This window comes from Ruegeria sp. YTSC230, assembly GCF_059609665.1.
The window spans coordinates 200,406-217,940 of sequence record NZ_JBXWMC010000009.1 but is presented as its reverse complement, the minus strand read 5'-3'; the positions used below and the strand labels follow the sequence as shown (position 1 = coordinate 217,940).

Below are 17,535 nucleotides of genomic sequence, written 5' to 3'. Positions count from 1 at the left end.
CACGGTGCAGCTGTCGCCCAGCAGCAACTGCGCCATCGGCTTGCCAACGATGTTCGAGCGTCCGATCACAACCGCATCCATCCCCGACAGCGAACCATGGTGGTCACGCAGCATCATCAGACAGCCCAGCGGGGTGCAGGGCACCATCGATTTCTGACCGGTGCCCAACAGGCCCACGTTGGAGATATGGAACCCGTCCACATCCTTGGCCGGGTCGATCGAATTGATCACCAGGTCCTCGTTCAGATGCTTGGGCAGCGGCAGTTGAACCAGGATTCCGTGCACAGCCGGATCGTTGTTCAGCTTTTCGACCAGCGCCAGCAGGTCCTCTTCCGAGGTATCGACATCCAGCTTGTGCTCGTACGAGTTCATGCCGACCTCGACGGTCATCTTGCCCTTGGAGCGGACATAGACCTGGCTGGCCGGGTCTTCGCCCACCAGAACCACCGCCAGACCGGGGGTGATGCCGTTTTCTTCTTTCAGCTTTGCAACCTGATCGGCCACTTGCGCACGGACCTTGGCCGCAAAGGCCTTGCCGTCGATAACCTGGGCTACCATCCTTTGATCCCTTCTTTCAAAAACGGATCGGGCGCGTGAAGCGCCCGGTCATTCAGTCCGGGCCGAGAACACGTTCCTCACGTGCAATCGACCAGTCAATCAACATGCGCCACAGTCTTTCGGCCAAATCCGGATCCATTCCCAACTCGGCCGAGCTTGCGCGCACGCGGTGCACCACGTCTTCGACACGGTCCGGGATACGGGCAGGCAGGCCCTCGCCCGGCTTCAGCTCGGACGCGCGGTCAATGTAGCCTGCGCGCGCCACCAACATTTCGATCAGTTGGCGGTCCAGCTTGTCGATCTGAACCCGCAGATCCTGCATCGTTGCACAGTCTTGCGGCGGTGTCAGAGTGGGCATCGCGATCTCCTCATGGCCCGGGAAAACCCCGGACCACGAGATGTCCTATTCGGCGGCTTAGAACAAGCCCTCGATCTCACCTGCGTCATTGAGGCAGATGGTTTCCGCAGCCGGTTTGCGTGGCAGACCGGGCATGGTCATGATCTCACCGCAGACAACCACGATGAAGCCGGCACCCGCGCTCAGGCGTACCTCACGCACCGGAACTGAATGGCCGGTGGGCGCGCCGCGCAAGGTCGGATCGGTCGAGAACGAATACTGCGTCTTGGCCATGCAGACCGGCAGATTGCCGTATCCGGCCTCTTCCCATTCACGCAGCTGGTTGCGGATCTTGTTGTCGGCCAGAACCTCGTCGGCGCGGTAGATGCGCTTGGCGATGGTTTCGATCTTCTCGAACAGCGGCATGTCATCGGGATAGATCGGTGCGAAGTTGGCACTGCCGCCTTCGACGATCTCGACAACCTTCTCTGCCAGCGGCGCAGAGCCTTCCGAGCCCAGCTCCCAGTGACGCGACAGAACCGCCTCAACCCCATGTTCGGCGCAATAGTCGCTGACCGCCTGCACTTCGGCATCGGTGTCGGTGACGAAGTGGTTGATGGCAACCACAACTGGCACGCCAAAGGATTTCACGTTCTCGATGTGACGACCAAGGTTGGCACAGCCCGAGTTGACTGCGTCGACGTTTTCCGCACCCAGATCGGCCTTGGCAACGCCGCCGTTCATCTTCATTGCACGCACGGTGGCAACCAGCACCACTGCAGACGGCGCGATGCCCGCCTTACGGCACTTGATGTTCATGAACTTCTCGGCGCCCAGATCGGCCCCAAAGCCAGCCTCAGTCACAACGTAGTCAGCCACTTTCAAAGCAGTCTTGGTGGCAATGACCGAGTTACAGCCATGCGCGATATTGGCGAACGGGCCACCGTGGACAAAGGCTGGGTTGTTTTCCAGCGTCTGCACCAGGTTCGGCTGCATCGCGTCTTTCAGCAGCACGGTCATTGCGCCTTCGGCCTTGATGTCGCGGCAGTAAACAGCGGTCTTGTCGCGGCGATAGGCCACGATGATGTCACCCAGACGCTTTTCCAGATCCTTCAGGTCGTTGGACAGGCACAGGATCGCCATGACCTCGGACGCCACGGTGATGTCAAAGCCGGTTTCGCGCGGGAAGCCGTTCGACACACCACCCAGGGACGCCGTGATCTGACGCAGGGCACGGTCATTCATGTCGACCACGCGACGCCATGCGACGCGGCGTACATCGATCTCGGCTTCATTGCCCCAGTAAATGTGGTTGTCGATCATCGCCGACAGCAGCGAATGCGCCGAGGTGATCGCGTGGAAATCCCCGGTAAAGTGCAGGTTCATTTCCTCCATCGGAACAACCTGCGCGTAACCGCCCCCTGCAGCGCCGCCCTTCATGCCGAAGTTCGGGCCCAGCGAGGCTTCGCGGATACAGATCATCGCATTCTTGCCAATGCGGTTCAGACCATCACCCAGACCAACGGTCGTGGTCGTCTTACCCTCACCCGCAGGCGTCGGGTTGATCGCGGTGACCAGCACCAGCTTGCCGTCTTCTCGACCCTGAACCGAGTTGATGAACTCCTGGCTCACCTTCGCCTTGTCATGGCCATAGGGCAGCAGATCAGCAGAATCGATGCCGATCTTAGCGCCGATTTCCTGAATAGGCTTCTTCTGCGCCTCGCGCGCAATTTCAATGTCCGATTTATAGCTCATTGGGCAAAACCCCCGGTTGGAAAAGTCTGACAACGTCTTGGCCGGATCGGCAGCGCACCAACCCAGATTCGTTTATTTTTCTTTAAAGTAAATAATTATTCCCCTGGGTCAATACGCGAGTTGTAGTTGCCAAACAGCCCACAGCCAAACTCACCATCAATGCCCAGCCACCAACAACCCAATTCAGGCGTATCTTTTCCGACCTTCACTAAGACCCAGCAGCCAATCTTCGACTATCAACTGCTCTGGAAAAGCACTGTTGAAAGGCCTTTTCAGCAGGTAGTATCCTGACTCCGTTCGCACCGATGCGTCCTGGACTGGCCTGACCAAAGCGCCGCTTTCCAGCAATGGGTCAACAAGATGGGCCCAACCCAATGCAATTCCCAACCCATCAACCGCTGCCTGTACAGACAATGGATAGGTGTTGAACGCGACAGCCTGTTCCATTGATGACGTCGATACACCATTGCCACTGAACCATGCACGCCATGTCATCCATTCTGCATGGCCGCTGGTGACCTCAATAAGGTCAAGTTCCGGTAACGCAGAAAGATCCGCCGCATTGGGATTACTTTTGAGGTACTCGGGGCTGCAAACCGGAAAAACGGTTTCTCCGAATAGAAGCTTTGCCTCATACCCCGGCCAGTCGCCATCCCCCCGCAGAATTGTCAGGTCCATAGAATCTGACAGGCATTCTGCATCACTGTCAGAAGACACCAAAGAGATGCGGATACGGCCATTGGATTTGTTGAACTTGCGAAGTTGCGGCATCAGCCAAAGAGACGCAACAGAATTGGTCGCCGAGATCGAAACCGTATTGGCCTGATGCTTGGCCAGCATGTCGCGGCTGACATCCCGCATCAGGTCTAGTGACTTTTCCACGGTTGCCAGAAGGATGGCACCCTGCTGAGTAAGGGAAACAGAACGATGCCCCCGTACAAACAAGGGCACATCATAGTGCTGTTCCAGCAAGCGCACTTTGCGGCTGATTGCGGTCTCTGAGATATTCAGCACTTTGCTGGCTTGCGCAAAACTCTGTACCTTGGCAGCGGCTTCAAATGCCAACAAATAGTCCAGCGGCGGCAAGACTTTCCCGGTGACTGGCGCTTTTTTTGGCATTTGGGGGCCTTTTCCCGAGCTGGACGACTGCGCGATCAAAAACATTTGCCCGCAACAGGCGGCATTCGATCAGGCAACTGTCTGTTAAGATAGCAAAAAGTCGGATTAGCCTCAAGAAATTATGGTCAAAGCCCCTCAAATTTCTGTTCTGCACATTAGACGATCTTGGGCAGAATGCATGAATTCGGGGCCGGAAGAGTCCTCAACTCAAAAATGAATGTCACTCAGGGAGCAAACATGAAACTTACAAACCTACTTTCTGCTGCAACCTTGGCAGCAGTAGCGGGAACTGGCGCGGCTGCCGAAGACAGCAGCGACCCGATCGTAATCCCCATTCACAACTGGTCCAGCCAGATCGTCATGTCGAATGTTGTAGGCCTGATCTTCGAAGAGATGGGCAACAACGTAGAATATGTCACCACCGACAGTCAGGCCGTCTATGAATCGGTACGTTTGGGCGATGTCGCGCTGGAGATGGAAGTCTGGGAAGGTGCCTTTGGTGCATCCTATCGGGCGGCACTGGAAAAAGGTGGTCTGCATGATGCGGGCGATCATGATGCGGTCACGCGCGAGGATTGGTGGTATCCGATGTGGACCAAGGAATCCTGCCCGGGCCTGCCGGACTGGCAAGCTCTGAACGACTGCGCGCACCTGTTCGCGACAGCCGAAACTGGCGACAAGGGCCGGTATCTGGATGGGCCGGTCGACTGGTTGAAGCATGGTAAAGAACGCGCCGAAGCACTGGATCTGAACTTTACAGTGATCAATGCGGGTTCAGCCGCAGCCCTTTGGGCCGAAATTGGCGCGGCAGAGGCCGACAAAACGCCGGTTTTGGTCTTTAACTGGACACCAAACTTCGCCGAAGCTGTTTGGCCTGGTGAGTTCGTTGAGTTCCCGGCATGGGAAGATGGTTGCGACAAGGATCCAGCCAAGGGTCCCAACCCGGAAGCGCTGTATGATTGTGGCAACCCTGCCGAGGGTTACCTGAAAAAGGCAGCTTGGGATGGCATGAAAGACAAATGGCCGGCCGCGTATTGCGCCCTGACCGAGATTTCTTTCACCAACCCTCAGATTGCTGAGATGGCGAAGCTGGTCGACACTGATGAGCTTGAGCCGGAAGAGGCAGCCGAAGAATGGCTGGACGCCAACCGCGCCGTCATTGATCCTTGGATCAGTGCCTGCAGTACATAATCCGGTTGCATCCACCGAAACTGGCGCGGCCTTGAACATCTCAGCGATGCAAGGCCGCGCTCAACACGAAAGAAAGGCAGCCATGTCAGCCTCAGCGCCTGTCATCTCAGCCAAAAACGTCTGGAAACTGTTTGGGCCCTCGCCAGAGAGCTATCTGAAATCTCTGCCCGCTGGCCGCAGTTTCGATGAGATCCGCGCGGATGGGTACATCGCCGGAGTCAAGGACGTCTCGATTGAGGTCGCTCGTGGCGAGATGCTGGTCATTATGGGCCTGTCAGGATCAGGCAAGTCCACGCTAGTGCGGTGTTTTTCACGCCTACACGATATTACAGGCGGAACGATTGAAGTTGACGGTCAGGACATCATGAGCCTGACTGAACGCGAGCTGATTGAGCTGCGCCGCAACAAGATGGGGATGGTGTTCCAATCCTTCGGTCTGTTGCCACATCGCACGGTATTGGACAACGTCGCCTTCCCGTTGGAAATGCGCGGGCAAGATCGCTACGACCGGCGCGAACGCGCACTGGAGGTCATCAAATTGGTGGGCCTTGAAGGTCGGGAAGAATATTTCCCGCGTGAACTCAGCGGCGGTCAACAGCAAAGGGTCGGTATCGCCCGATCACTGGCGATTGAGCCGGATATCTGGTTTCTGGATGAGCCCTTCTCGGCGCTGGATCCGTTGATCCGCCGTGAAATGCAGGATGAATTCCTCCGTCTGCAAGAAATGCTGGGCAAAACCATCGTCTTCATCACGCATGACTTCGATGAGGCGCTGCGTCTGGCCGATCGGATTGCCATCATGCGCAACGGCGCGGTCGAACAGTGTGACACCCCCGATCAGATCGTGATGAACCCTGCCACCGAGTATGTGGCCAAATTTACCGAAGATGTCGACAAGGCCCGGGTCGTACATGCGAAGGGGCTTGCAAAGCCTGTGAATGGTCATGCTTTGGAGGGCGCGCCGATCAATGGCGGCTCGACTATTCACGAATTGGCGCGGGTACTGGTAAATGACAAGCGCATCCTGTTGCCGGTCGCGAATGACAAAGGCGTTGTCACCGGGGTTCTGGAACGTGACACCGCGTTGAATGTTCTGCTTGGGGCGGAATGATGGCGACGCTGTCCACCGACATATCGGACACAAGGGACGGCCCGTGGGGGCAAACCAAAGTCCTAACCGCGCTGCTGGTCACCGCTATTGCACTGATCCTGGCTAAGGCAATTGGCATTCTGCCCGAGTGGCTAAATCGCATTCCTGAGGCTGCAATCCCGCCAACGGCACAGGTTTTGGACGCGATTTTCAACTTCATTCAAAACGATCTCGGTCTGATCTATGTCACCCGCTTTATTGCAGAAGGCCCGCTAGAGTTTCTGCTGGATACCTCGGCGAACCTATTGGAAGGCAAGCGTCGCTGGCCCTATCTGGGCCCGATCCCATGGTCCGCAATTGCCGCTGTGGCAGCCGTCGTCGGCTATGCCGTTGGTGGATGGAGGTTGGCTGCCTTGGGCGCGGGCACCTTCATCTGGACCGCGGCAATCGGACAGTGGAAAATCGCCATGCAGACGATGTCCGTCATCGTGGTTGCGGCACCATTGGCTTTCTTGCTGGGTCTGGTACTAGGCATCGCGGCCTGGAAATACGGCTGGTTCGAGCGGTTGCTGAAACCCATCCTGTCCGTACTGCAAACCCTGCCCTTCTTTACGTATCTCTTGCCAGCAGTGATCTTCTTTAAGGTCGGACCGACAGCTGGGGCCGTCGCAACAATTACCTTTGCCATCCCACCAATGATCCTGATGACTACTCTGGGCCTGAAAAAGGTCAGCCCCGAAGTGATCGAAGCAGGCCAGATGTCTGGCTGCACACGCTGGCAGATGTTGCGCCACGTCTACGTTCCAGCCGCGCGCACCGAGGTACTTGTCGGCGTCAATCAGGTGATCATGCTGTGTCTTGCGATGGTTGTTCTGACCGCTTTTATCGGAATGCCCGGTCTTGGCGCGAAACTGCTGGCAATGATGGGTAGTTTCAAACTGGGCCGTTCTTTCGAGATTGGCGTAACCATCGTCCTTCTGGCTGTCACGTTGGATCGGATGTCAAAGGCCTGGGTCGTTAAGCAGCCGGTGCACTTCGAACGCGGGACACCGTGGTGGAAACGGCACCAGATTTCGCTGGTCGCGCTGGGTCTGTTTGTTGGATTTACTCTGCTGGCACAGGTGTTTCCGATCCTGGCTGAAGTTGGTCGCAAGCAGCATCTCAGCCAGGGCAAGGAAATCGACGTGGTGATAAAGTCGCTCCTGGCCATAGACGCGATCAAGGGCACAACCGAATGGCTGCGCTGGTTCCTTAACGTCAAGGTTTTGATCCCGTTCCGGAATACGCTACTCGCCATTCCGACTCCCGCTTTCATCCTGCTGGTTGTATCCTTTGCCTATTGGGTCGGTGGCCGAAAGCCCGGCATCTACGCCGCAATCTTCTTTACGATTGTCGCCTTCTCGGGCTGGTGGGATCGGTCGGTCATCACGCTTTATACTGTGATTTCAGCAGTCGCGCTGGCGACTATGATCGGTATCCCCTTGGGCGTTGTTGCAGCGCGGTCCAACCGCTGGTCCAAAAGCATCCTGCTGGCCTGCGACACCGCGCAAACCTTCCCAAGCTTCATCTACCTGATCCCCGCGATCATGCTGTTTGGGGTCAATGATGTGGCAGTTGTGTTCTCAATCCTGATCTTCGCCGCCGTGCCGCTGATCCGGTACACGATTATTGGCCTCAGTAATGTACCGCCGGAAATGACCGAGGCGGCAGACATGTCCGGCTCGACCCGTCGGCAAAAGCTGATGTCGGTGCAATTTCCGCTTGCACTGCCGACAATGGCGGTTGGGTTTAATCAGGCAATCATGTTCGCCTTCTTCATGGTTATCATTGCCGCTTTCATCGGCACGCAAGATCTGGGGCAGGAACTGCAGCGAACACTGGCGGGCACCGAATTGGGCAAGAACTTTGTGCTGGGTCTGAACGTGTCCCTGATGGCGCTGACCTTTGACATGGCGATCAGCAGTTGGGCTGAAAAACGCAAAAAACGGTTGGGGCTTGATTGAGATGGCACAGCATCAAATCCCACGCACCGTTACCCGTTTCGACGATCCCGGATTTGTCCGGATGCGTATGGAAGGCCGACCCGCCGAGCAAGTCTGGTGGAAGAATGTCAGCTTTGATGAGGGAACCGGGCAAGGTAGCTATCTGATGAAGATGGCAGCGGGCACACGTTCAAGTCCGCATATCCACCATGGGCCAGAAGAGTTCTTCATCCTCGAAGGCGATCTGACAGATCACGATGGATTTTGCTATCGCAGCGGCGACTTTGTCAGTCTTGCTTCTGGGTCCAGCCACTATTCGCGAACCGAGGGCGGATGCCTATTGGTTGTCACCCACCGCGGTGCAACCGAGATCATTCAGGAAGATACACTATGAATGTGAAGCCGGTATTCGAAGTTCCGTTCGAACGCAGCGGAGTTCTGGCCCCCGGCCTTCCGATCCTGCCGCCTGGAACGGAACGCCACCCGGTCCCAGGAATGGGGTCGCGCGCTGTTCCAATTTCCAAAGGTGATACGATAACCTTGTTGGACCGCGACGGGATGCAACAGGCCGAGATGGTCTTCTTTGCCCCTGACCGGAGTTCTGATGCGGCCATGCTGGGTGCTTTGGGACATGGACGTCCGGATGGTTTGATTGCGACGCTGGCAAATGGATCGCCGTCTGGCAAGAAAGTGCTGCGCGCTCTGAAAGTTGCCGGATTTGACATCGGTAAAGGTGACGCGATCCGGGCGTTTACCGACGGGTCGCGCCCCGGTGACATGGTGCATTTCGTCGCTGAAAGTGATGGCCTTCTGATCGTGGCTGCACCCGGCAAGGCGATGCGTCCCGAAGATAACAACCCTCCCACGGATATCATCCTGTACATTCAGCGCTCTGCACCCGGATTGGAAAAACCCGATGTGGGACCACCCGAACCGCTGGCCGATCCGCTCAGGGACTTCAATATCCAGCCGGGCAATGCCCACTCGTACGAGGTCAGGGCCGGCGAGTTCATCCAGATTGTCGATGTTCGCGGGCGTGAGTGCTCGGATTTTCAGGCCTTCAGCCGACGGGCACTGGATCAGGGGATCGAACGCGAGATTGATCCCACAACAACGCGTAGCCTGATGGGCAGCTTGTATCCAAAACCGGGGATTTTTTCGAAGTATTGGTCAGTAGATCAGGAACCGCTGATAGAGATCGTTCAGGATACGTGCGGACGCCATGACACGTTTGGCCTTGCCTGTACGGCGCGGTATTATGAAGATCTCGGTTACCCCGGCCACGTGAATTGCTCGGACAATATCAATAAAGACTTGGATCAGTATGGCATCAAACCACGTGGTGGTTGGCCTGCAATCAACTTCTTTTTCAACACGATGCTGGACGACACCAACGCCATTGGCATGGACGACCCCTGGTCGCGCCCCGGTGACTTCGTCTTGTTGCGCGCGCTGACCGATCTGGTCTGCGTCAGCACCGGCTGTCCCTGCGACATTGATCCAGCAAATGGCTGGAATCCAACCGATATTCAGGTGCGAACCTACAAGGCGACCGAGGATTTCAAAAGATCCTACGGCTATAGAAAATCTGCGGAGGCGGATGTGGAAGAAACCAAGAAAACTGCATTTCACGACTGCTTTGCACGGCACACCCGTGATTTCGTCGAATATAACGGCTATTGGCTGCCCAACACGATGACCAATCACGGCGCGATTGCCGAATACTGGGCCTGCCGCGACAAGGTTGCGGTTATGGACCTCAGCCCTTTGCGGAAATACGAAGTTGTCGGACCCGATGCAGAAGAGCTGTTGCAGCTTTGCGTAACCCGCAACATGAAAAAGCTAAGCGTTGGTCAGGTCGTGTATACCGCGATGTGCTATGAACACGGCGGTATGATCGACGATGGTACGGTTTATCGATTGGGTGAAACAAACTTTCGCTGGATTGGCGGGAATGACACGAGCGGATTGTGGCTGCAGGAACAGGCCCTCAAACGCAATATGAATGTCTGGGTGCGCAATTCGACTGATCAATTGCACAACATTGCGGTTCAAGGGCGGTACAGTCGCGACATCCTTTCCAAGATCTTTTGGACACCGCCTCAGCAACCGACGATCGAAGAACTGCCATGGTTCCGGCTTACCGTGGCTCGGGTTGGTGATGTGCAGGGGACATCTGTCGTAATTTCTCGGACCGGGTATTCAGGTGAGCTGGGATATGAAATCTTCTGCCATCCCAAAGATGCCGTCGAGATCTTTGATCGCGTCTGGGAGGTTGGCCAGGAATATGGCATAGCTCCGCTTGGACTTGCGGCACTGGATATGGTGCGGATCGAAGGTGGCTTGATTTTTGCCGGGTCCGAATTCGACGATCAAACCGATCCCTTCGAGGCAGGCATCGGCTTCACCGTTCCACTGAAGTCAAAGCCCGACGATTTTATCGGGCGGGCAGCGATTGAAGAACGCAAGACCCATCCTCATCGCAAACTGGTCGGTTTCGAGATTGAGGGCGGCACGGTCCCCTCGCCCGGCGACTGTGTGCGTTTAGGAAAGGCGCAGGTTGGAGAGATTACCAGCGCGATGAAATCACCCGTTCTGGGCAAGGTTATTGCGTTAGGCCGGGTTTCGGTCACTCATGCCGTCGTCGGAGCTGACATTGAAATCGGGCAACTGGACGGCCAACAAAAGCGTCTGAAAGCCAAAATAGTGCCTTTCCCTCATTTTGACCCGACAAAGGAACGCGTAAAGGGCAACTATTCAATTGTTGATGTTCCTGATGCAGCAGAATGACGACTCCTTAACAAAACTGTTGGTCACAGAGAGTCTCCCGTCAGGGTGCATCGTATGCGAAGAATGACCTTCGCAAAACTGCGCGACAGCAAGAGTTTTGTCTGCCCCGCTCCAGCATCCGATATCGAACCTCGCAATAGCGTCTCGTTGTGTTTTTGGCTTTCACTTTTAACGGTTATACTCGTTCATCCGACCATTGGACTGGCTGCCGGATGCGCACGAATCTCTGCACTTGAGAGCTTTAATGACACCGGGGTTGCGCCATTTGGGTCGGTATGTCTGGCATTCGATGGTTTAGGTAATTCCCGCGGCGTTTCGTGCTATTGGGAATTTCAGTTTAGAAGCGATGAGGCCGCAAGCTAATTTGACGACACATGGGCTGAAATAACCCATTGTCGAGACGGTACTCCTGCTCCAAACGATCCGCATGTCAATCATCCCGACAGCTATAAGCTTAGAGAATTGGACGCCGGAATCCGTGTCTATCGGGTTGCCATTAAAGACAAGAGCCAAGAGAAGCGCACACTGGTTTTCCTGAGCGTCGAGCACAACAACTGAGACGACTGTTTGACGTCATTTCCATTGGGATCGTTGAAAACTGCGTTTGCTACAACCAACTTGAATGTGAAAAGGGTTCTGTCCGGCGTCAGGAACCGTGATCTTTAATGACTTTGTCGCAAACTTTTTACCTTCTGACTGAGGTGAGGCCATCGTGTAAAAGGCGTTACGGATATAGACGGAAGCTAGCCGCGGCAATCTCATTCAAAGGTGCGCATTTTCCAAAAGAAGTGATCCTGCAAGCGGTGTTCCTCCACCTCCGGCACTCAGTTTCGGCTACCCGATCCTGATTGATATGGTCAGGCGGAAATCCATGAATAGCATCATTGAGCAAGATCACCCTTTCATCAAACGGCTCACCATCTCTATTGGTGTCGGCCAACCGAAGCTCTTCAGCATTTGTTGGTAGCCTTGAGGCTCGCAATGTTGGCACCGTTTTTGTCGATCACAATCTTCTTCGGCAACGCATTGGTCTCCAACATTTGCCTCTCTCGGTCTGATGATTTTTGCTGGTCAGTTCTCAGCCCTTCTTCCTGTGCCTCATCGCTATGTTTTTATTGCCGGCGTCTTTGGTTTCACTCTGACGGCAAAAGTTCAGGCGTGGACTTGGGCTGGCCTGGCTTATGATCCAAGCGGCCTGTCAGAAGGGGCAGCGCAATTGCCGTGCTGGGATTTGGTGAGAACAAAATTGTTCCACCCTGGTTGACCTGGTTCAGTATAGTGTTTGGTGTTGAACAGGCCATCGAAACCATCACGATTTTCGGGCATTCAGGGTTCGTTGCACCGGGTGGAACAATGAATGTCTATCTTGGTGTTTTGCTCGGATTTATCTGGGTGGGCGGGGTCCTTAGCTGGTCAATGCAACGGTTGGAAAAAGCCTAAAGGTTAGCATCTTCCGTGCAAATTGATTGTGGGTGTCCATCGTTCCGCAGTATCGAGTGCGGGCACAATGGAAGCGGCAGACCGATTAACATTTTCGTATTTGGGACACGGCTCTTTTGACTATCCCTGGCTCCAGAGCCTGGCAGTACTCCGAACTGCTTGCGACCTATCTGTTGGATGAGATTCCCGGCCAAAGTCCGCTTCGGGGAATCTGCAATGCAGCGTGAGCAACTGAGACGAATGGCGGTTCTGGGCCGCGAATTACTCGGGCACGCCATTGCGCGCGAGTGTGTTGGCTCAATGCGAAAAGTTCCAGTCGCAAGCTCGTTGCATTTTTTGTCGTATAATGCTGACCTTACCAGACAGATGCGTGCAACCTGTGCGTGCCGATCCGAAAGGGCATCCTATGGCCAATACTGATCCTGCAAATTTGCACTTTGTGACAAACCCGCTCCTGAACAAAGGTACTGCCTTTTCTCTAAACGAACGAGAAAAGTTTGGATTATTGGGTCTTCTTCCACCACACATCGAAACGCTCGAAACCCAGGTTGACCGCGTCTATGCCGCCTTTGAACGTGAAGAGACGTCGCTGGATAAGCATGTCTATCTGCGTGGCCTGCAGGATGACAACGAAGTTCTGTTTTACGCTCTATTGGTGCGACATCTATCAGAGATGATGCCGATAATTTACACACCCGTCGTGGGTGACGCATGCAAGAAGTTCAGTGAGATCTACGATCACCCACGCGGATTGATCATTTCCTACCCCGAGCGTGACCGGATCGATGACATACTTGAGAATGCCGTCCTACCCTCAGTTGAGGCCATAGTCGTCACCGATGGAGAGCGGATTTTGGGTTTGGGCGATCAAGGCGCGGGCGGCATGGGAATTCCGATCGGAAAGCTCTCGCTTTATACCGCTGCGGGCGGAATAAGCCCGTCTGTAACGCTCCCGGTGGTACTGGACGTCGGCACCAACAATAAAGAACGGCTGGAAGATCCCCTGTATATCGGATGGCGGAATGAACGCGTCAGCGGCGATGAGTACTTTGACTTTGTCGATCTTTTTGTACAGGCGGTGAAGCGCAAGTGGCCGGATGTTTTGCTGCAATTCGAGGATTTCGCTCAGCAACATGCGGCACCCCTGCTTGCGCGGTATCGTGATCAGCTCTGTACTTTCAATGATGATATTCAGGGCACGGCGGCAGTAACGGCGGGCACTTTGCTGGCTGCCTCAAATGTCACTGGCATACCGCTAAAGGACGCTACCATCGCGTTTCTTGGAGCGGGATCAGCGGGAGTGGGTATCGCCGAGCAACTTGTTCAACTCATGGTCCGCCAAGGATTACCCGAGACCGAGGCGCGCGCGCGTATCTACATGGTGGACCGGAATGGGTTGTTAACCGATGCGATGAAAGACCTCCTGCCGTTCCAAACGCAAATCGTCCAACCCCTCACCAAAGTGGAAAGTTGGTCCGATGGTAATATTTCACTGCTGGATGTGATTAATCAGGCCAAACCCAACATATTGGTGGGTGTCAGCGGTCAGGCAGGCTTGTTCTCTGAAGAGATCATTCGGGCGATGGCGGCTCACACAGAACATCCTGTCGTATTGCCGCTGTCGAACCCGACATCGCGAATTGAGGCCGTACCAGCGGATATTATACGCTGGTCAGATGGTCATGCATTGGTTGCCACCGGAAGCCCGTTTGATCCTGTTGTCTACAACGGCAAAACGCATCATGTCGCGCAGTGCAACAACTCCTACATTTTCCCCGGTATGGGGTTGGGCGTGCTGGCGTCAGGCGCGCACCGCGTCACGGACGGAATGTTCATGGCCGCCGCCGAGGCGCTCGCCACGTTGTCACCTGCGAAGTCCGATCGCACAGCCAGCTTGCTGCCCGATGTGGGGGACATTCGCGAGGTCGGCAAGGCTATCGCATTTGCCGTTGGTCAACAGGCGCAGTTGGATGGGGTTGCGCCTAAATCCTCGGGGAATGACTTGAAAGCGGCAATAGATGCGAAGTTCTGGACCCCGCATTATGAGGAGATTGCCTAAAGCAGGTCAGGTTGGAGTGACCGGAAGGTCTCACATTGCGCATTCAGAACCCACCGCGTCCAAATAGGGAATGAATCAGTATGGTTCTGAATACGACGGCTACGCCGCCTCACGCCTGAGCGGCTTTTGCATCGCAGCACAAAGGGCACCCACCAGCAGGACCGCAGAAGCCACGACGAGGCTATCTCCTATTTCTCCGGTTAAGTCGCCAATGATACCAGCCCCGATTGGTCCCAGTGTCTGTGAAATTGCGAAAACAACTGTAAAAAAGCTTATGGTTGCACCCCAATCCTGCTGATCCACGTTCTGGCGGACAAAGCTGGTGACTGCAGTGGGTGGCATAAAGACCGATAGCCCGAACACCAGTGCCGACAAAATCAATCCATATCCAGATGGAACCAAGATTGGCAGGGCTGATCCAAATGCGACCCCGGTAAGGATTAGCGCCAACGGCGTTCCGGATGGAAAGCGGGCCAAGACCCCGCGCCAAACAAAAGGAGACGCCATAATACTGACCCCAAGAACCATCCATGTTGCGGTGGTCAACAGGACGCTGGAGTGCTGCTCTTTCATCCAGACCGAGATAAAAGTGACGTACACAATGTAACCCAATCCAAACAGCGCATACCCGCCGAGTTCGCCAAGCATTCTGCGCACCGGTGGGATGGAAGGAAGCGCGGCGTCGTGTTCGGTTTCGTTCAATTTTGTGGAAGCCCAAACCGAAAATGGGCAAATGACCAGGGCTGCCAACCCGACCCCGATCCACGCCCAGTCCCAATATTGTGGTCCGAATACGTCCAACATACTCGGAAGGATCGCGCCACATAATGCGATACCAAATCCACCGCCACCGCCAAAGTACAAGGCGATGGCCAACGCATTCTTTCGGGCGCTGGTCTGGAACAGCGATGCTGCCAGTACGCCGCCGGACACAAAGGAAAGTGCACCAAACAACCCAACCAAAGTACGACAAGCAGTTTGAAACACGAGGCTCTCATCAAACCCGGTCGCCAAAAGGCACAATGCGGTCGCCACAGTTCCGCTTGCAAATAATCGCGACGGAGAAAAATGCCGGATCAGTAAAAGCGTTAAAATCGAACCCACTATGTAGCCAATTGAATTGGCCGTATTGAGCCACCCGGATTGAGTGAGGCTCCAGCCAAGGCTACTTTTCATTGATGGCAGGATTAGTCCGTATGCAAAGCGACCAAAAGCGTTGGATATGCTGACACCAACCGCAAGGCCCAGCAAAATGAGCCACGGGTTGGTAGGTTTTGCGGCGGCCATGAACATCCTTCCAGGTTGAACCACACCGTGCCTCAAGGCACCTGACCGTGCAATCCTAACTGTTCGGTCGCGGATACTTTCGGTAGGGCTTGAGCAGGTTAAGAGTGCCTATTTACAACAAGTTGCGGTTCGACTTCCAATGCCGCATTCCGCGCTGAGGGAATGAGATCCTCAGTTCCGTTGCCCATCGTCACCGCTTCTTATCTCAGGTCAGCATTTCGCATCTGCGACCTGATCGTCCACGGTATCACAGTATATGCGCGGCACTGCTTTCTTTCGCCGCCATCCGCTTCAACGCCATCCGGTCCAATTTGCCTCCCATGGTCAACGGCAATGCACTAACGATCCGAACCACATCCGGCGCCTTGTATCCGATCTGTTTCCGCGCGAAGTCGATGATATCTCCGGGGCGCACCGGTTTCGCCCCTTCGACCAAGCTCACAAATCCCCAAACATCTTCACCGTGCATCTCGTCTCGCACCCCAACCACCACTGCCGCTGCTACGGCGGGGTGCGCTGTCAGTACATCTTCCACCTCCGCCGGGCTGATGTTCGAGCCGTCATGCACGATGATCTGTTTTTGCCGCCCCCGGAACCAGAAATAGCCATCCTCATCCCGTCGCATCAAATCGCCAGTATCGAGCCAGCCATCCCGAAACGCTGCCGCTGTCGCACCTGGGTCGTCCCAATAACCCGTCATCATAGTCGGGCTCCTGACCCAGTGCCTGCCGTCCACTCCCACTGGCACCTCCAAACCGACCTCATCACGAAGCGCCGAGACATAGCCTGGATTGTTCAATCCAATGGCACCGACTTTCTCTACTCCTCCATGGGTGTTCGAATGTGACGTCCCCATTTCCGTCATTCCGTAAAACGCCCCGATCGGCACACCTGCCAACGCACCAAAGGCGTCGACCAGTGTCTGCGAGGGTTTGTCGCCACCTGCCATCATCGTTCTTAGTGAACCAAAGTCTTCGCGCACTGCACCGTGCCCCGTTACCAATGCAGCCAATGGCGCGGGCAATATCTGCGCCACTGTCGGCTTTGTCTGTCGCAGGAGCCCCAAGAGCTCATTGGGCGAAAACTGCCTCACTACGTTCGTTCTGGCACCCGCCCAAAGCCCAGCAAACGTCAGCCGCAACCCGGCAGTATGGGAAATCCAAGACGCCGGGAGCACCACATCCCCGGGTCCCAACCCCAACCCCTGAGCATTGCTTGCCACCATAGCTCCCATGCTGGCATGGCTATGCGTCACGCCTTTCGGCTTGCCTGTGGTCCCGGAAGTAAAAAATATAAACGCCGGGGCGTCCGCCCCTATCGTCGGCAATGTCCCCTCAGTCGCACCGTCCATCAGGTCCTTCAAGGCGAGCGCCCCGTCCACTTCGCCTGCATAGGATATCAACCCCAATGGCAGTCGCCCTATGCCTGGCACTGCGGCCACATCCTTGGCGCGTTCGCCATGCACCAACAGCGCCGCCGGCGTCGCCAACCGCAGCGCATAGTCGATATCCGCAGCCGTGTAGCGATAGTTCAGCGGCATCGCCACCAAACCGGCCCGCATGCAGGCCAGATAATGGATCACCAACACCGCCCGGTTCGGCATAATCGAAGCTATTCGGTCCCCCGGATTAAGCCCCAGGCTCAGATATCGAAGCGCCAGCCGTGTACAGGCGGTATCCAGCTCCTGCCAGGTCAAAGCCCCGTCCAACGCGTAAAGAGCAATCGATTTGGGATCCGTCGACAATCCCCGCCGAAAAAGGTTCGTTAAATCCGCAGGAGCGGCCAGCGGCGGCCCGGTTACCGGCATGCATTTCTCTCCAAATGGACCCGCGTCCGAGGGTGCCCTCAACTATCTTCAGTGGACACCCAACGAGCGGATACCAAACACACAATTGGTTGTTCGGTGGATCGAGCATACTGCATTGTT

14 protein-coding genes and 2 pseudogenes are annotated in these 17,535 nt (G+C 55.5%); 9 read left to right on the top strand and 7 right to left on the bottom strand.

Features of this window, described 5'->3' with window-relative positions:
* The 4 genes from AC2FD9_RS18300 to AC2FD9_RS18285 all read right to left on the bottom strand — a co-directional run.
* On the bottom strand, positions 1 to 558 hold a 558-nt coding region (locus AC2FD9_RS18300; RefSeq protein ID WP_496838253.1), incomplete at its 3' end, for a tetrahydrofolate dehydrogenase/cyclohydrolase catalytic domain-containing protein.
* Between the two features lie 52 nt (positions 559 to 610).
* The gene (locus AC2FD9_RS18295; protein ID WP_058272292.1) at positions 611 to 916 is read right to left on the bottom strand and encodes a chorismate mutase; all 306 of its coding nucleotides are present in this window, start codon (positions 914 to 916) and stop codon (positions 611 to 613) included.
* 57 nt (positions 917 to 973) lie between these two features.
* The gene (locus tag AC2FD9_RS18290; protein ID WP_058276920.1) at positions 974 to 2,650 is read right to left on the bottom strand and encodes a formate--tetrahydrofolate ligase; all 1,677 of its coding nucleotides are present in this window, start codon (positions 2,648 to 2,650) and stop codon (positions 974 to 976) included.
* A gap of 183 nt (positions 2,651 to 2,833) precedes the next feature.
* Entirely contained in the window at positions 2,834 to 3,769 is a 936-nt protein-coding gene (locus tag AC2FD9_RS18285) for a LysR substrate-binding domain-containing protein (protein ID WP_496756910.1), read from the bottom strand.
* Positions 3,770 to 4,006: 237 nt separating this feature from the next.
* Between AC2FD9_RS18285 and AC2FD9_RS18280 the strand changes: the two genes are divergently transcribed.
* The 6 genes and pseudogenes from AC2FD9_RS18280 to AC2FD9_RS18255 all read left to right on the top strand — a co-directional run.
* The gene (locus AC2FD9_RS18280) at positions 4,007 to 4,960 is read left to right on the top strand and encodes an ABC transporter substrate-binding protein (RefSeq protein ID WP_058277107.1); all 954 of its coding nucleotides are present in this window, start codon (positions 4,007 to 4,009) and stop codon (positions 4,958 to 4,960) included.
* Between the two features lie 82 nt (positions 4,961 to 5,042).
* Positions 5,043 to 6,071: a quaternary amine ABC transporter ATP-binding protein gene (locus AC2FD9_RS18275; protein ID WP_472724876.1), complete on the top strand. Its 1,029-nt coding sequence runs from the start codon at positions 5,043 to 5,045 to the stop codon at positions 6,069 to 6,071.
* Positions 6,071 to 8,053, top strand: coding sequence for an ABC transporter permease (locus AC2FD9_RS18270; RefSeq protein WP_496838251.1), 1,983 nt, complete (start codon positions 6,071 to 6,073; stop codon positions 8,051 to 8,053). The genes AC2FD9_RS18275 and AC2FD9_RS18270 overlap by 1 nt, the downstream gene beginning before the upstream one ends.
* A 1-nt stretch (position 8,054) precedes the next feature.
* Positions 8,055 to 8,426, top strand: a complete 372-nt coding sequence (locus AC2FD9_RS18265) for a cupin domain-containing protein (protein ID WP_282170263.1) — start codon at positions 8,055 to 8,057, stop codon at positions 8,424 to 8,426.
* Positions 8,423 to 10,822, top strand: coding sequence for a trimethylamine N-oxide demethylase (locus AC2FD9_RS18260; RefSeq protein ID WP_496838249.1), 2,400 nt, complete (start codon positions 8,423 to 8,425; stop codon positions 10,820 to 10,822). The genes AC2FD9_RS18265 and AC2FD9_RS18260 overlap by 4 nt, the downstream gene beginning before the upstream one ends.
* Before the next feature lie 826 nt (positions 10,823 to 11,648).
* Positions 11,649 to 11,735 (top strand): annotated as a pseudogene (locus AC2FD9_RS18255) (IS6 family transposase); the annotation flags it as partial.
* Here the strand turns inward: AC2FD9_RS18255 and AC2FD9_RS18250 are convergent.
* Positions 11,732 to 11,865 (bottom strand): annotated as a pseudogene (locus AC2FD9_RS18250) (IS6 family transposase); the annotation flags it as partial. The pseudogenes AC2FD9_RS18255 and AC2FD9_RS18250 sit on opposite strands and share 4 nt — an antisense overlap.
* 14 nt (positions 11,866 to 11,879) lie before the next feature.
* Here AC2FD9_RS18250 and AC2FD9_RS18245 point away from each other — a divergent pair.
* The 3 genes from AC2FD9_RS18245 (at position 11,880) to AC2FD9_RS18235 (ending at position 14,321) form a co-directional block, all read left to right on the top strand.
* Positions 11,880 to 12,086 carry a hypothetical protein gene (locus tag AC2FD9_RS18245; RefSeq protein WP_496699266.1) on the top strand — a complete coding sequence of 69 codons (207 nt, stop codon included), beginning with the start codon at positions 11,880 to 11,882 and terminating at the stop codon, positions 12,084 to 12,086.
* The gene (locus AC2FD9_RS18240) at positions 12,083 to 12,262 is read left to right on the top strand and encodes a hypothetical protein (protein WP_496699264.1); all 180 of its coding nucleotides are present in this window, start codon (positions 12,083 to 12,085) and stop codon (positions 12,260 to 12,262) included. The genes AC2FD9_RS18245 and AC2FD9_RS18240 overlap by 4 nt, the downstream gene beginning before the upstream one ends.
* Before the next feature lie 346 nt (positions 12,263 to 12,608).
* Positions 12,609 to 14,321, top strand: coding sequence for an NAD-dependent malic enzyme (locus AC2FD9_RS18235; RefSeq protein WP_496838247.1), 1,713 nt, complete (start codon positions 12,609 to 12,611; stop codon positions 14,319 to 14,321).
* Between the two features lie 99 nt (positions 14,322 to 14,420).
* Here AC2FD9_RS18235 and AC2FD9_RS18230 read toward each other — a convergent pair whose 3' ends face one another.
* Together AC2FD9_RS18230 and AC2FD9_RS18225 are read right to left on the bottom strand one after the other, a co-directional pair.
* Complete coding sequence (locus AC2FD9_RS18230) at positions 14,421 to 15,608, bottom strand: YbfB/YjiJ family MFS transporter (RefSeq protein ID WP_496838245.1); 1,188 nt, start codon at positions 15,606 to 15,608, stop codon at positions 14,421 to 14,423.
* A gap of 247 nt (positions 15,609 to 15,855) precedes the next feature.
* On the bottom strand, positions 15,856 to 17,415 hold the full coding sequence (locus AC2FD9_RS18225; RefSeq protein WP_496838243.1) for a class I adenylate-forming enzyme family protein: 1,560 nt from the start codon (positions 17,413 to 17,415) through the stop codon (positions 15,856 to 15,858).
* Positions 17,416 to 17,535 lie beyond the last annotated feature (120 nt).

What these genes read in the sequence shown, in the direction of transcription:
- AC2FD9_RS18295 (WP_058272292.1), bottom strand. Translation starts at nt 916, where the DNA reads ATGCCCACTCTGACACCGCCGCAAGACTGTGCAACGATGCAGGATCTG.
- AC2FD9_RS18290 (WP_058276920.1), bottom strand. Translation starts at nt 2,650, where the DNA reads ATGAGCTATAAATCGGACATTGAAATTGCGCGCGAGGCGCAGAAGAAG.
- AC2FD9_RS18285 (WP_496756910.1), bottom strand. Translation starts at nt 3,769, where the DNA reads ATGCCAAAAAAAGCGCCAGTCACCGGGAAAGTCTTGCCGCCGCTGGAC.
- AC2FD9_RS18280 (WP_058277107.1), top strand. Translation starts at nt 4,007, where the DNA reads ATGAAACTTACAAACCTACTTTCTGCTGCAACCTTGGCAGCAGTAGCG.
- AC2FD9_RS18275 (WP_472724876.1), top strand. Translation starts at nt 5,043, where the DNA reads ATGTCAGCCTCAGCGCCTGTCATCTCAGCCAAAAACGTCTGGAAACTG.
- AC2FD9_RS18270 (WP_496838251.1), top strand. Translation starts at nt 6,071, where the DNA reads ATGGCGACGCTGTCCACCGACATATCGGACACAAGGGACGGCCCGTGG.
- AC2FD9_RS18265 (WP_282170263.1), top strand. Translation starts at nt 8,055, where the DNA reads ATGGCACAGCATCAAATCCCACGCACCGTTACCCGTTTCGACGATCCC.
- AC2FD9_RS18260 (WP_496838249.1), top strand. Translation starts at nt 8,423, where the DNA reads ATGAATGTGAAGCCGGTATTCGAAGTTCCGTTCGAACGCAGCGGAGTT.
- AC2FD9_RS18245 (WP_496699266.1), top strand. Translation starts at nt 11,880, where the DNA reads ATGATTTTTGCTGGTCAGTTCTCAGCCCTTCTTCCTGTGCCTCATCGC.
- AC2FD9_RS18235 (WP_496838247.1), top strand. Translation starts at nt 12,609, where the DNA reads ATGCTGACCTTACCAGACAGATGCGTGCAACCTGTGCGTGCCGATCCG.
- AC2FD9_RS18230 (WP_496838245.1), bottom strand. Translation starts at nt 15,608, where the DNA reads ATGGCCGCCGCAAAACCTACCAACCCGTGGCTCATTTTGCTGGGCCTT.
- AC2FD9_RS18225 (WP_496838243.1), bottom strand. Translation starts at nt 17,415, where the DNA reads ATGCCGGTAACCGGGCCGCCGCTGGCCGCTCCTGCGGATTTAACGAAC.